15 protein-coding genes are annotated in these 13,547 nt (G+C 70.1%); 9 read left to right on the forward strand and 6 right to left on the reverse strand.

Annotated features, from left to right (window positions below; all coding sequences use genetic code 11):
- Positions 1 to 23: 23 nt before the first annotated feature.
- Positions 24 to 1,166, reverse strand: coding sequence for a tRNA dihydrouridine synthase DusB (gene dusB, locus ACFYW3_RS07485; protein WP_351375984.1), 1,143 nt, complete (start codon positions 1,164 to 1,166; stop codon positions 24 to 26).
- Between the two features lie 51 nt (positions 1,167 to 1,217).
- Between dusB and ACFYW3_RS07490 the strand changes: the two genes are divergently transcribed.
- Positions 1,218 to 2,657: an MFS transporter gene (locus tag ACFYW3_RS07490; protein WP_389385805.1), complete on the forward strand. Its 1,440-nt coding sequence runs from the start codon at positions 1,218 to 1,220 to the stop codon at positions 2,655 to 2,657.
- 208 nt (positions 2,658 to 2,865) lie between these two features.
- Here the strand turns inward: ACFYW3_RS07490 and ACFYW3_RS07495 are convergent, their stop codons facing one another.
- The gene (locus ACFYW3_RS07495) at positions 2,866 to 3,321 is read right to left on the reverse strand and encodes a MarR family winged helix-turn-helix transcriptional regulator (protein ID WP_351756019.1); all 456 of its coding nucleotides are present in this window, start codon (positions 3,319 to 3,321) and stop codon (positions 2,866 to 2,868) included.
- Between the two features lie 78 nt (positions 3,322 to 3,399).
- On the opposite strand from ACFYW3_RS07495, the gene ACFYW3_RS07500 reads away from it, so the two are divergent.
- The 4 genes from ACFYW3_RS07500 (at position 3,400) to ACFYW3_RS07515 (ending at position 6,482) form a co-directional block, all read left to right on the forward strand.
- Positions 3,400 to 3,756, forward strand: coding sequence for a DoxX family protein (locus tag ACFYW3_RS07500; RefSeq protein WP_389385806.1), 357 nt, complete (start codon positions 3,400 to 3,402; stop codon positions 3,754 to 3,756).
- Between the two features lie 95 nt (positions 3,757 to 3,851).
- Positions 3,852 to 4,889 (forward strand): aldo/keto reductase, encoded by a 1,038-nt coding sequence (locus ACFYW3_RS07505; RefSeq protein WP_389385807.1) that lies wholly within the window; start codon positions 3,852 to 3,854, stop codon positions 4,887 to 4,889.
- 21 nt (positions 4,890 to 4,910) lie between these two features.
- Complete coding sequence (locus ACFYW3_RS07510) at positions 4,911 to 5,504, forward strand: TetR family transcriptional regulator (RefSeq protein ID WP_389385808.1); 594 nt, start codon at positions 4,911 to 4,913, stop codon at positions 5,502 to 5,504.
- A gap of 240 nt (positions 5,505 to 5,744) precedes the next feature.
- Complete coding sequence (locus ACFYW3_RS07515) at positions 5,745 to 6,482, forward strand: VC0807 family protein (protein ID WP_389385809.1); 738 nt, start codon at positions 5,745 to 5,747, stop codon at positions 6,480 to 6,482.
- A gap of 154 nt (positions 6,483 to 6,636) precedes the next feature.
- On the opposite strand, the gene ACFYW3_RS07520 is transcribed toward ACFYW3_RS07515, so the two are convergent.
- Positions 6,637 to 8,019 (reverse strand): glycine--tRNA ligase, encoded by a 1,383-nt coding sequence (locus ACFYW3_RS07520; RefSeq protein ID WP_351375964.1) that lies wholly within the window; start codon positions 8,017 to 8,019, stop codon positions 6,637 to 6,639.
- 177 nt (positions 8,020 to 8,196) lie between these two features.
- Between ACFYW3_RS07520 and ACFYW3_RS07525 the strand changes: the two genes are divergently transcribed.
- The 4 genes from ACFYW3_RS07525 to ACFYW3_RS07540 are packed head-to-tail and all read left to right on the forward strand — an operon-like array spanning position 8,197 to position 11,332.
- Complete coding sequence (locus tag ACFYW3_RS07525; RefSeq protein ID WP_389385810.1) at positions 8,197 to 9,168, forward strand: metal ABC transporter substrate-binding protein; 972 nt, start codon at positions 8,197 to 8,199, stop codon at positions 9,166 to 9,168.
- Positions 9,169 to 9,194: 26 nt separating this feature from the next.
- Complete coding sequence (locus tag ACFYW3_RS07530; protein ID WP_351763626.1) at positions 9,195 to 9,986, forward strand: metal ABC transporter ATP-binding protein; 792 nt, start codon at positions 9,195 to 9,197, stop codon at positions 9,984 to 9,986.
- A complete protein-coding gene (locus tag ACFYW3_RS07535; RefSeq protein WP_078999354.1) occupies positions 9,986 to 10,849 on the forward strand; it encodes a metal ABC transporter permease in 864 nt (287 codons plus the stop codon). The genes ACFYW3_RS07530 and ACFYW3_RS07535 overlap by 1 nt, the downstream gene beginning before the upstream one ends.
- 51 nt (positions 10,850 to 10,900) lie before the next feature.
- A complete protein-coding gene (locus ACFYW3_RS07540; protein WP_078999356.1) occupies positions 10,901 to 11,332 on the forward strand; it encodes a Fur family transcriptional regulator in 432 nt (143 codons plus the stop codon).
- On the opposite strand, the gene ACFYW3_RS07545 is transcribed toward ACFYW3_RS07540, so the two are convergent.
- From ACFYW3_RS07545 to recO, 3 genes are read right to left on the reverse strand one after another with little or no spacing between them, the layout of a single operon-like run.
- On the reverse strand, positions 11,329 to 11,880 hold the full coding sequence (locus tag ACFYW3_RS07545) for a YcxB family protein (RefSeq protein WP_389385811.1): 552 nt from the start codon (positions 11,878 to 11,880) through the stop codon (positions 11,329 to 11,331). The two genes, ACFYW3_RS07540 and ACFYW3_RS07545, sit on opposite strands and share 4 nt — an antisense overlap.
- A 35-nt stretch (positions 11,881 to 11,915) precedes the next feature.
- Positions 11,916 to 12,737 (reverse strand): isoprenyl transferase, encoded by an 822-nt coding sequence (locus ACFYW3_RS07550; RefSeq protein WP_351763623.1) that lies wholly within the window; start codon positions 12,735 to 12,737, stop codon positions 11,916 to 11,918.
- Positions 12,738 to 12,746: 9 nt separating this feature from the next.
- Positions 12,747 to 13,493: a DNA repair protein RecO gene (gene recO, locus ACFYW3_RS07555; RefSeq protein WP_351763624.1), complete on the reverse strand. Its 747-nt coding sequence runs from the start codon at positions 13,491 to 13,493 to the stop codon at positions 12,747 to 12,749.
- Positions 13,494 to 13,547: the final 54 nt, after the last annotated feature.

Genomic DNA, 13,547 nt, shown 5'->3' on the forward strand with positions numbered 1-13,547 from the left:
CACGCGGCGCCGAGGGCGATTTGTCAGCCTCCTGACGTGTCCAGCTCGGCTTCCTCGCCGACGCCGGCGCAGTCGTAAGGATCGTTCAACCAGCCCTCGGGCAGGACAACTCGGTTGTTTCCGGACGTCCGACCGCGCGGACCGTCGGCGCTCTCGGGCCAACCTTGATCCAGATCCAGCTCGCTCAGATGAGCACCCAGCTCGGCCAGGGAAGACGTGACCGCGAGCCTGCCCCGCATCTCGGATCCGACGGCGAAGCCCTTGAGGTACCAGGCCACGTGCTTACGGAAGTCGATCACCCCGCGCGCCTCGTCGCCGATCCACTCCCCCAACAGTTGGGCATGCCGGACCATCGTGGTCGCGACCTCGCGCAGCGTCGGCTTGTGGAAGTCCTCGGGGCGCCCCTCGAAGGCCGCCACCAGGTCGTTGAACAGCCACGGCCGCCCCAGGCAGCCGCGCCCGACGACCACGCCGTCGCAGCCGGTCTCGCGCACCATGCGCAACGCGTCCTCGGCGCACCAGATGTCGCCGTTGCCGAGCACCGGGATCTCCGGCACGTGCTCCTTGAGCCGCGCGATGGCGTCCCAGTCGGCGGTGCCGCCGTAGTGCTGGGCGGTGGTGCGCCCGTGCAGGGCGATGGCGGTCACGCCCTCCTCGACGGCGATCCGACCGGCGTCGAGGTAGGTGAGGTGGTCGTCGTTGATGCCCTTGCGCATCTTCATGGTGACGGGCAGGTCCCCGGCGCCCGCGACGGCCTCGCGCAGGATCGCGCGCAGCAGGTTGCGCTTGTACGGGAGCGCGGAGCCGCCACCCTTGCGGGTGACCTTGGGGACGGGGCAACCGAAGTTGAGGTCGATGTGGTCGGCCCGGTCCTCTTCGACGATCATGCGGACGGCCTTGCCGACCGTGACGGGGTCCACCCCGTACAGCTGAATCGAGCGAGGTTTCTCGGTCTCGTCGAAGTGGATCAGTTGCATGGTCTTGTCGTTGCGCTCGACCAGGGCGCGGGTCGTGATCATCTCGCTCACGAACAGCCCCTTGCCGCCCGAGAACTCGCGGCAGAGGGTACGGAACGGGGCATTGGTGATGCCGGCCATCGGCGCGAGCACCACCGGGGGCTGCACGGTGTGCGGGCCGATCGCGAGAGGCGGAGGAAGCGTGGTCATCCGCCCATTGTCGCATCACGCATGTCGTTAGTTAGTCGTACTATCGGCAGCATGCGTGACTTGAGCCCCAGGCGGCGCACTCTCGTCTTGGCGATCTGCTGCATGAGCCTGCTCATCGTCAGTCTCGACACCACCGTCCTCAACGTCGCCCTGCCCGCCATCCGGCACGACCTGGACGCCTCGGTCGCGGGGATGCAGTGGACGATCGACGCGTACACCCTCGTACTGGCCTCGCTGCTGATGCTGGCGGGATCCACCGGGGACCGGCTCGGGCGCCGCAGGATCTTCGCCCTCGGGCTGGTGCTCTTCACCGCGGGCTCCCTGCTGTGCTCGCTCGCGCCGAGCCTGGAATGGCTGATCGTCTTCCGCATGCTCCAGGCCGTGGGCGGCTCGATGCTCAACCCGGTCGCCATGTCGATCATCACCAACACCTTCACGGACCCGAAGGAACGCGCCCGCGCCATCGGCGTGTGGGGCGCCGTCGTCGGCATCTCGATGGCCGCCGGGCCGCTGATCGGCGGGCTGCTCGTGGACACCGTCGGCTGGCGCTCCATCTTCTGGCTCAACCTCCCGATCGGATTGCTCGCCCTCGTCCTGACCCTGCGCTACGTCCCGGAGTCCCGGGCCGAACACGCGCGCCGCCCGGACCCGGTGGGCCAACTGCTCGTCATGGCCCTGCTGGGTTCGGTGACGTACGGGATCATCGAGGCCCCGGCCGCCGGCTGGACCTCGCCGCTGGTCATCGGCTGCGCGCTGACCGCCGTGGTCACCCTGGTGTGGCTGCTGCTGCACGAGAGCCGCCGGGCGGAGCCGCTGATCGACCCCCGGTTCTTCCGCAGCGCCCCGTTCAGCGGAGCGACGGTGATCGCGGTGAGCGCCTTCGCCGCCATGTCCGGGTTCCTCTTCCTGAACACCCTCTACCTCCAGGACGTGCGCGAGCTCGACGCCCTCGGCGCGGGGCTGTACATGCTGCCGATGGCCGCGATGGCCTTCCTCTGCGCGCCCGTGTCCGGGCGGCTCCTGGCCCGCTCCGGGCCGCGGCTGCCGCTGGCGATCGCCGGCGTGACGATGGCGGCGAGCGGGCTGCTCTTCGCGGCGTTCTCGGCCGAGACCTCGACCCCGCTGATGTTCGCCGGCTACGTGCTCTTCGGGCTCGGCTTCGGCATGGTCAACGTACCGATCACCAACACGGCCGTCTCCGGGATGCCGCGCGCCCAGGCGGGCGTGGCGGCGGCGGTGGCCTCCACCAGCCGGCAGACCGGGGCCACCCTGGGCGTCGCCGTGATCGGCGCGGTCCTGGCGGCCGGCACCTCGGGCGGCGCGAGCTTCGTGGAGGCGACCCGGCCCGCCTGGTGGATCATCACGCTCTGCGGCGCGTCCGTCCTCGCGCTCGGCCTCCTGACCACGAGCCCCTGGGCCCGCGCGACGGCCCTGCGCACCGCGAGCACCCTGGAGGCCCCGAGCCGCGACGTCGGCTCGCGGGTCCCCTAGCGCGCGCTGTGGCCTGAAAGCTTCCCCGGGTCACGGTGTCCGGCACGGCACCTCGCCGCATTGTCGGACCGCTCACGTACGTCCAGTACACGAGGCAGTCCTCCGCCTTGCGATGCACCGCACCGGACACCGCGACCCGGCAAACCCTTCCGGCCACGGCACCGGCTCGCCTCTCTCGCGTCCTGCCGTACGGCGGGTGCCCGGGGGCCTATTCCCCGCACTCGAAGTCGTCGGCGTGCGAGTCGATCCGGGCCAGGAGCGCGCGCAGGGCTTCCTGGTCGGCCCCGGACAGGCCGGAGAACAGGCCCAGCTCGACGGCGTCGAGGGCCGCGTTCGTCTCACCGAGGGCGACCGAGCCGGCGGCCGTGATGGCCACGTTGTGGCGGCGGCGGTCGGCCGGGTCGCGTCGGCGTTCCACCAGACCGTCGCGCTCCAGGTCGTTCAGGATCCCGACGAGCACGCTCGGGTCCACCTCCAGCCGGGCCGCGAGCGCCCGCTGGCCGATGGGGCCGCTCTCCAGGTGCATGAGCGTCATGGCGTGCCTGGGGGTGAGCCCGGCCGCGCCGAGCGCCTTCTTCATGCGGGTCTGGGTGACCGATCCGTGCCAGGCGAGAAGCAGGCCCAGCCGCTGCGGCGGGTTCGGTGCGTCCTGTGCTGCCGTCATGCCCACATCGTAGCGCTCATGAAATGATTGCGATCATCAGATCGTTGATGCTATTCAATGGTTCTACACATTCGACCGTTGGAGTACATCATGTTCATCGCCTACGTCGCCGTCGCCGGCCTGCTCGCCCTCGTCCTCGCCGCCTCGGCGACCCTCACCCTCCGGCGCAACGAGACGGTCCTCGCGAACATGCGGAAGGTGGCGGTGCCGGACTCCCTGCTGCCGGTCCTGGCCGCACTGAAGGCCGCCGGCGCGGTGGGGCTGGTCGCGGGCATGTGGGTGGCGCCCCTCGGCGTGGCCGCCGCCGCCGGCGTGACCCTCTACTTCGTGGGCGCGGTCGTGAGTCACCTGCGCGTCAAGGACTTCGACCTCGCCCCGGCGGCCGTCCTCACCCTGCTCTCGGCGGCAGCCCTGGCACTGCGCCTGACCTCCTGACCGCCCACCCTCGATCCGGATCCGGATCCGCGACTCCGTCACGCTGACGAGTGACAGATATTGAAATCTGTCACTCGTCATGCCATTCTCTTTTCATGACCACTCACCAGAACGCCCCCGTCACTCCTCGCACCCCCCGGCGCCTCGGCACCACCGGCCCCTCCGTCTTCCCGCTGGGACTGGGCTGCATGGGCATGTCCGCCCTGTACGGCGAGGCCGACCGGAGCGAGTCGATCGCGACCATCCATGCCGCCCTGGACGCGGGCGTCACCCTGCTCGACACCGGCGACTTCTACGGCATGGGCCACAACGAACTGCTGATCAACGAGGCCCTGCGCACCGCGCCCGCCGCAGCCCGCGAGCAGGCGCTGACGAGCGTGAAGTTCGGAGCCCTGCGCACGGTCGAGGGCGGCTTCGCCGGGTACGACGGCCGGCCCGAGGCCGTCCGGAACTTCCTCGCCTACTCCCTCCAGCGGCTCGGCCGGGACCACGTCGACGTCTACCGGATCGCCCGCGTGGACCCGGACGTCCCCATCGAGGAGACGGTCGGCGCCATCGCCGAGGCCGTCCAGGCCGGACACGTGCGGCACATCGGCCTCTCGGAGGTCGGCGCGCAGACCCTGCGCCGGGCCGCCGCCGTCGCACCGATCTCGGACCTCCAGATCGAGTACTCGCTGATCTCGCGGGGCATCGAGGAGGAGATCCTGCCGACCGCCCGCGAACTGGGCATCGGCGTCACCGCGTACGGGGTGCTCTCCCGGGGCCTGATCAGCGGCCACTTCGGTCGCGACCGGGCGCTCGCCCCCGGCGACTTCCGCGGGATGAGCCCCCGCTTCCAGGGCGACAACCTCGACCGGAACCTCGACCTGGTGGACGCGCTGCGCAAGGTCGCCGACAGCAAGGGCGTCAGCGTCGCCCAGATCGCCATCGCCTGGGTGCTCGCGCGCGGGGAGGACATCGTGCCGCTGGTCGGCGCCCGTCGCCGGGACCGCCTCGACGAGGCGCTGGGCGCCCTCGACGTGGAGCTGACCACCGCCGACCTGACCGCCATCGAGGAGGCGGTCCCGGCCGGGGCGGCGGCCGGCGATCGATACCCGGAGGCCCAGATGGCCCACCTCGACAGTGAGCACTGAGCCGGCTGTACGGTCGTACTCATGCCCCCCGCTGCTGCCGAACCCCTGACTCCCGAGCGCATCCTCGAGACCACCGAGGACGTGTTGCGTCGCTTCGGCCCCACCAAGGCGACCGTGGTGGACGTGGCGCGCGCGCTTGGCGTCAGCCACGGCAGCGTGTACCGCCACTTCCCGTCGAAGGCGGCGCTGCGCGAGGCCGTCACGGACCGCTGGCTCGCCAAGAGCGTCGTGATGCTGGAGGAGATCGCCTCGGCCCCCGCCGAGACGGCACCCTCCAGACTGGAGGCGTGGTTGGAGGCCCTCTTCGAGGCCAAGCGCAAGAAGGCGGGCGCCGACCCGGAGTTGTTCGCGACGTACACCGTGCTGCTCGCCGAGAACAGCGGCGTGGTGGACCGGCATCTGAGCGAGCTGATCGAGCAGTTGGTCCGGATCATCGCCGACGGGGTCGAGGCCGGGACGCTGGCCGCGCCCGACGTGCCGGCCGCGGCGCGGGCCGTCTTCGACGCCACGGGCCGGTTCCATGACCCGCAGTACGCCGCCGACTGGCTCTCCCCGACCATCCTCCCGGAGTTCGAGGCGGTCACCTCGCTCGTCATCCGGGGCCTGCGCGCCTGACCCGACGCCCCCGGATCACAGACCGCGGATCGCAGGCTCCCGAGCGCGGACCGCGGACCGCCCGGCTGCCCCCGATCCGGACGACGTTGATCCGGCCGACGTCAATCCGGCCGACGTTGATGCGGAGCAGGCGGCTCCGTTCGACTTGGTGATCATTTGAGTCGGCGAACCCTGTCACCGGCCCCGGGACCTGCCCTACCTTCCCCGAGACACCCGTCAGGCACTTCTCAGGGGGAAGCATTGTCCGCTCCGGAACCTCAGGGCACCCGCCCCGCGCCACCCGCCCGGTCGGGCGGCGCCGCGGCGCTCGGCTGGATTCTGACCATCGGGCTCAACGTGGTCGCGCCGATCATCACCTACAACCAGTTGCACGACCACGGCTGGAGAGAGTTCGACGCACTGCTGATCAGTAGTGCGTGGCCCGTCCTCGACAGCGCCGTCCACCTGGCCTGGCGCCGCAAGGTCGACGAGTTCGCGATCGTCACCCTGGTCTTCCTGGTGATCACGGCGGTCGTCTCGCTGATCGGCGCGCACTCGGCCCGGGCCCTGCTGATCAAGGACTCGGGGGTGACGGGGTTGTTCGGGGTGCTCTGCCTCGTCACCCTGCTCGCACCGAGGCCGCTGATGTTCTACTTCGGCCGCAAGTTCGCCACGGACGGTACTCCCGAGAGCACGGTGTGGTGGAACGGCCTGTGGCAGTACGAGGGCTTCCGCCGGACCATGATCGTGATGACCGCGGTGTGGGGCGTGGCCTACCTGGTCGAGGCCGGGGTCCGCATCGCCCTCACCTACGCGCTGGACACCGACACGATGGTGGTCCTCAGCCCCGTCACGATGTACACGGTGCTCGGCCTGCTGGGCGTCTGGACCGCCCTCTACGGCAAGCGTTCACGGGCGGAGGGCGAACGGCGCGCCGCCGAGACGACCGCCGCCGAGACGACTGCGGCCGAGCAGCACGCCGGGACCGCACAGGCCTGAGGCGCCCCGCCACGGGGAGACGGAGAAATGCCGGTGGCCCGGTGCGCGTCGCGCACCGGGCCACCGGCATTGCGGCGACGCCCTGACGACGAGGCCCTGACGGCGACGCCCTGACGACGCCGTGGCGGCGGATCCGCCGACCGGCAATCGCCGACTAGCAGCCGAGCAGACGGCTGCCGAGGTAGCTCTGGATCTGGTCCAGGGAGACGCGCTCCTGCTTCATGGTGTCGCGCTCGCGCACGGTCACCGCGTTGTCGTCCAGGGTGTCGAAGTCGACGGTGACGCAGAACGGCGTACCGATCTCGTCCTGGCGACGGTAGCGGCGGCCGATGGCGCCCGCGTCGTCGAACTCGATGTTCCAGAACTTGCGCAGGTCGGCGGCGAGGCCCTTGGCCTTCGGCGACAACTGCGCGTTGCGGGACAGCGGCAGGACGGCGACCTTGATCGGGGCCAGGCGCGGGTCGAGGCGCATCACGGCGCGCTTCTCCATGACGCCCTTGGCGTTCGGGGCCTCGTCCTCGTTGTACGCGTCGAGCATGAAGGCGAGCATGGCGCGGTTGACGCCGGCCGCCGGCTCGATGACGTACGGGGTGTAGCGCTCCTTGGTCTCCTGGTCGAAGTAGACCAGGTCCTGGCCGGAGGCGGCGGAGTGGGCCTTGAGGTCGAAGTCGGTGCGGTTGGCCACGCCTTCGAGCTCGGAGAACTCATTGCCACCGAAGTTGAAGCGGTACTCGATGTCGGCGGTGCGCTTCGAGTAGTGGGACAGCTTCTCCTTCGGGTGGTCGTACCAGCGGATGTTCTCCTCGCGGATGCCGAGGTCGCGGTACCAGTTCCACCGCTCCTGCATCCAGTACTCCTGCCACTGCTCGTCCTCGCCCGGCTTGACGAAGAACTCCATCTCCATCTGCTCGAACTCGCGCGTGCGGAAGATGAAGTTGCCGGGGGTGATCTCGTTGCGGAAGGACTTGCCCATCTGCGCGATGCCGAAGGGGGGCTTCTTGCGGGAAGTCGTCTGCACCTGGGCGAAGTTGGTGAAGATGCCCTGGGCGGTCTCCGGGCGCAGGTACGCCTTGGAGCCGGTGTCCTGGGTCGGGCCCAGGTGGGTCTCCAGCATGCCCGAGAACTGCTTGGGCTCGGTGAACTGGCCCTTCACGCCGCAGTTGGGGCAGTTGATGTCGGCAAGACCGTTGGCGGGCACGCGGCCGTGCTTGGCCTCGTACGCCTCCTCCAGGTGGTCCGCGCGGTGGCGCTTGTGACAGGAGGTGCACTCGGTCAGCGGGTCCGAGAAGGTGGCGACGTGACCGGAGGCCACCCACACCTCGGGGGCCAGGATCACGGAGGAGTCGATACCGACGATGTCCTCACGCCCGGTGACCATGGCCTTCCACCACTGGCGCTTGATGTTCTCCTTCAGCTCGACACCGAGCGGGCCGTAGTCCCAGGCGGCCTTGGAGCCGCCGTAGATCTCACTGCACGGGAAAACGAAGCCACGGCGCTTGCTCAGGCTGACGATGGTTTCGATCTTGTCGGCGGCCACGGTGCTCTCTTCATTACGAGGACGAACGGCGAAGCCTTTAGGTTACCGGCGCCCGCACCCCCCCTTTCAAATCGGGATGCCCTTCCCCGGCCCACCGGCGGCCCCGCGGCGGCTCCCCCGGGCTCCCCTCACCAGGGTTTTTGACAATCGTTTCCATCTTTGATGAAAATGGATGTCATGAACGTACGACGCCTCATACCTGCCACAGCCCTCGCCGGCGCCGTCGCCCTCGGCGCGACGGCCCTCACCGCCTGCTCCGGAGCCAGTGCCGCCGGAGGGAACACGGACGGCAAGCTCGCCGTGACGGCGTCGTTCTACCCCATGCAGTTCCTCGCCGAGCGGATCGGCAAGGAGCACGTGACGGTCACCACCCTGACCAAGCCGGGTGTCGAACCGCACGATCTGGAGATCACGCCCAAGCAGACGGGCCGCCTCGGCGAATCCGACGTGATCCTCTACCTCAAGACGCTGCAACCCGCCGTGGACAAGGCCGTCGCCCAGTCCGGCGTGAAGAACGTCGTCGACGCCGGCGCCCTCACCGAGCTGGAGGCGCACGCCGCCTCCGGGCACGACGACCACGACCACGCCGCCGAGGGCGAGGAGCACGACCACGACCACGGCGGCGCCGGCAAGGACCCGCACGTCTGGCTCGACCCCGCCAAGTACGCGCAGATCGCCAAGGGCGTCGGCGCGGCACTGGGGAAGGCCGACCCCGCGCACGCGGCGGACTACGAGAAGAACACCGCGACGCTGGTCACCGAACTGGGTTCCCTGGACACCGAGTTCAAGGACGGCCTGAAGACCACGGCCTCCAGGACCTTCATCACCACCCACGCCGCCTTCGGCTACCTCGCCGAGCGCTACGGGCTCGACCAGGAGGGCATCTCCGGCATCGACCCCGAGTCCGAGCCCAGCCCGGCCCGCATGAAGGACCTCCAGGGCGTCGCGGCCAAGGACAAGGTGACCACCGTGTTCTTCGAGACGCTGGCGGGCGACAAGACGGCCAAGGCCCTCGCGAAGGACACCGGCCTGAAGACCGACGTCCTCGACCCGCTCGAGGGAATCACCGACAAGTCCCAGGGCGCTGACTACTTCGAGGTCATGCGGTCGAACCTGAAGAACCTCCAGAAGGCCCTCGGAGCCAAGTGATGACAGCAGCAACGGAGGCGCGAGCCATGCAGTCCACGTCGGATCAGACAACGGACCAGCCCGTCATATCCCTGCGCGGGGCCACGGCCTCGCTCGGCTCGCGCCCCGTGCTGCGCGGGATCGACCTCACCGTCCGGCGCGGTGAGGTCGTCGCCCTGCTCGGCGCCAACGGCTCCGGGAAGTCCACGGCCGTACGCGCCGTGGTCGGCCAGGTCCCGCTGACCGACGGCGAGCTGTCCCTCTTCGGAACCGAGTTCAAGCGCTTCCGCCAGTGGTCCCGCGTCGGCTACGTCCCGCAGCGCACCACGGCCGCCGCCGGCGTCCCGGCCACCGTCCGGGAGATCGTCTCCGCCGGCCGCCTCGCCCGCTCCCGCTTCGGGGTGCTCCGCAAGGCCGACCGGGCCGCCGTCGAGCGGGCACTGGCCCTGGTCGACATGGACACGTACGCCGACGCCTCGATCAACGCCCTCTCCGGCGGCCAGCACCAGCGCGTGCTCATAGCCCGGGCACTCGCCGTGGAACCCGAACTGTTGATCATGGACGAGCCGATGGCCGGCGTGGACCTGGCGAACCAGGAGGTCCTCGCGAACGCCCTGCGGCACCAGGTGGCGGCCGGGACGACCATCCTGCTCGTCCTGCACGAGCTGGGCCCGCTGGAGCCGCTGATCGACCGGGCCGTCGTCCTGCGCGACGGCTGCGTGATGCACGACGGCCCGCCTCCGGAGGCCGTGGGCCAGCACGCCCTCCCCGGCCACGACCACGTACACCCCCACGCGGCGCACGACGCCGAGCCCCTCCGGACGGGACTGCTGAGCTGATGGACCTCCTGACCTACCCCTTCATGGTGCGGGCGCTGATCGCGGCCGGCCTGGTCGGCCTGACCGCCCCCGCCATCGGCACGTACCTCGTCCAGCGCCGTCAGGCCGTCATGGGTGACGGCCTCGGCCACGTCGCCATGACCGGCGTCGCGTTGGGCTTCGTCCTCCACACCAGTCCCGTGTGGATGGCCACCCTCGTCGCGGTCGTCGGCGCCGTCGGCATGGAGTTGATCCGCTCCCGCGGCCGGACCAGCGGCGATGTCGCCCTCGCGATGCTCTTCTACGGCGGTCTGGCCGGCGGAGTCATGATCATCAACTTGGGCGGCGGGTCCACGACCATGTTGCTCGGGTCGATGTTCGGTTCGATCACCACGGTCGCGTCCGAGGACGTCATCGCCATGGTGATCCTGGCCGCCTTCGTCCTCGCCGTCACGATCGGCCTGCGCCGGCAGTTGTTCGCCGTCTGCCAGGACGAGGAGTTCGCCCGGGTCACCGGGCTGCCGGTGCGCGCGCTGAACCTGCTGATCGCGATCACCGCGGCCGTCACCGTCACCGTCGCGATGCGGATCGTCGGCCTGCTCCTGGTCAGCGCCATGATGGTGATCCCCGTCGCGGCCGCACAGCGCATGACCCGCGGTTTCGCCACGACGCTGGGCCTCGCCATCGCGATCAGCGTCACCGTCGCCCTGACCGGCACGGCCGCCACGTACTACGTCGAGGCGCCCTCCGGCGCCATGATCGTGCTGCTCGCCATCGCCGTCTTCATGGTGATGACGGCCCTGTCCACACCACTGGCCCGGCGTCGGGCCAAGGCCGCCCGGAGCGCCGAGGAGGTCTGTACGCGCGACGATGTGAAGGTCTAGGAGTCTCGGCCGCCTGGCACAATGGGCCGAGGCCGAAACGAGGAGGAACCGGTGGCGACTGCGCCTGGCGAGATGAATACCGCGCCAGTACGAGGACGATCCACCCGGCAGCGGGCGGCCGTGGCGGCGGCGCTGGACGAGGTGGACGAGTTCCGCAGCGCCCAGGAACTCCACGACATGCTCAAGCACCGCGGCGACTCCGTGGGCCTGACCACCGTGTACCGCACCCTGCAGTCCCTCGCCGACGCGGGCGAGGTGGACGTGCTGCGCACCAGCGACGGCGAGTCCGTCTACCGCCGCTGTTCCACCGGCGATCACCACCACCACCTGGTCTGCCGCAAGTGCGGCAAGGCGGTCGAGGTGGAGGGCCCGGCCGTGGAGAAGTGGGCGGAGTCCATCGCGGCCGAGCACGGCTACGTGAACGTCGCCCACACCGTGGAGATCTTCGGGACCTGCGCCGACTGCGCGGCCGCTGCCGGTTAGATCCGGCGCAGGTTCCGGTCCAGCACGGCCCGCAGGCGGTCGATGTCGGCGGGGTCCTGGGCGCCCCGCTTGGGCAGCATGGTCATGGCCGCCGCCCGCTTGTCGTCGCTGAGCAGAAGGAACATCCCGTCCGTCTCCGTGTACCGCGGCTGGGCCGCCCAGCCGATGTGCGTCCGGGTGTCTGAGGTCGTCACGTGCACGCCGGAAGCGTCGACGACGACCCGGGCCTCCCCCGCCTTCTCCAGCAGCCCGCCGAAGGCCCGCGCCTGAAGCTGTGGACCGAACAACACCAGGGCCCACAGGAACGCGCCGGCGACGAGGAAGAACAGGGGCCTGCCGAGGACCCCTTCCCCCTCCGCCAGGGCCAGTGCGCCGAACCCCACGCCCATCAGTCCGCCCAGGGGGAACACCCACCGGGCGCGGCGCCCCGAGGCCGTGTGCGCGTCCCGCGTGCGCAGGGCCCGCACGATGTCGGCCCTGGTCAACAAGTAGACCAGCTCGACCGCCTGCCCGTCCGGCTGCGCCGAGGGCTCCGTATCCGTGTTCATGACAGGGAGCCTACCGGCGGGATCCGGCCAATCCGTCAGCCCGTCAGGCCCTCGGCCTGGTTCGGCACGGCGCCGCCGAAGCGGCGGTCGCGCTGGGCGTACTCCAGGCAGGCCGCCCACAGGTTCCGGCGGTCGAAGTCCGGCCACAGCACGTCCTGGAACACCATCTCGGCGTACGCGCTCTGCCACAGCAGGTAGTTGGAGGTCCGCTGCTCGCCGCTCGGGCGCAGGAAGAGGTCCACGTCGGGCATGTCCGGGTAGTACATGTACTTCGCGAAGGTCTTCTCGTTGACCTTCGACGGGTCCAGCCGGCCGGCCGCGACGTCGCGCGCGATGGCCTGCGCCGCGTCCGCGATCTCGGCCCGGCCGCCGTAGTTGACGCAGAAGTACAGGGTCATCGCGTCGTTGTCGACGGTCTGTTCCTGGGCGACCTGGAGCTCCTGGACGACCGACTTCCACATCTTGGGCATGCGGCCGACCCAGCGGATGCGGATGCCCAGTTCGTTCATCTCGTCGCGGCGGCGGCGGATGACGTCGCGGTTGAAGTTCATGAGGAAGCGGACCTCGTCGGGCGAGCGCTTCCAGTTCTCCGTCGAGAAGGCGTACAGGGAAAGGTTCTTGACGCCCATCTCCAGGCAGCCCTTGAGCACGTCGAGCACGACGCCCTCGCCGACCTTGTGGCCCTCGGTGCGCGGCAATCCGCGCTCCTTGGCCCACCGGCCGTTGCCGTCCATGACCACGGCCACGTGGTTCGGGACCAGCTCGCCGGGGATCTTCGGCGGGCGCGCACCGGACGGGTGCGGCTCGGGAACCTTGTACTCCCGGCGAGAGCGTCCCAGAATGCCGCGTCGTGCCATGTCCAGCTCCTATTTCTCGACGTATCGCAGGGAGCGTAGCCCGCGCTCCAGATGCCAGTGCAAATAGGCCGAGACCAGCCCGCTGCCCTCCCGCACATGACGCGCCTCGCAGGCGTCCGCGTGACCCCAGTCGCCCGTCAGCAGAGCGCTGAGCAGAGCGATGGCCTCAGACGAGGGTACGACGCTGCCGGGTACGCGGCAGTCTCCGCATATGACCCCGCCCGCGGCGACGGAGAAGTGCCGGTTGGGGCCGTGGATCCCGCACTTCGCGCAGTCGTCGAAGCTGGGCGCGTAGCCGTTGACGGCGAGGGAGCGCAGCAGGAAGGCGTCGAGGATGAGGTGGGGTTCGTGTTCGCCGCGCGAGAGGGTGCGCAGTCCGCCGACGAGGAGGAGGTACTGCTGTACGGCCGGTTCGCCCTCGTGCTCGGCGAAGCGTTCGGCGGTCTCCAGCATCGCGGTGCCGGCGGTGTAGCGGGCGTAGTCGGTGACGATGCCGTTGCCGTAGGGGGCGATGATCTCGGTCTGGGTGCAGAGCGGCAGGCTGCGGCCGATCAGTTCGCTGCCCCGGGCGAAGAACTGCACGTCGGCGTGGGAGAAAGGTTCCAGCCCGGCCCCGAACTTCGACTTCGTGCGCCGTACGCCGCGGGCGACGGCCCGCACCCGGCCGTGGCCCCGTGTGAGGAGCGTGATGATGCGGTCCGCCTCACCCAGCTTCTGGGTGCGCAGCACGATGCCGTCGTCGCGGAACAGACTCATGGCCCCATTGTCGCCCGTACGGGGACCCGCGCGGGGACGCCCGTACGAGGACCC

This window comes from Streptomyces sp. NPDC002602 (assembly GCF_042889445.1).
GTDB lineage: Bacteria > Actinomycetota > Actinomycetes > Streptomycetales > Streptomycetaceae > Streptomyces.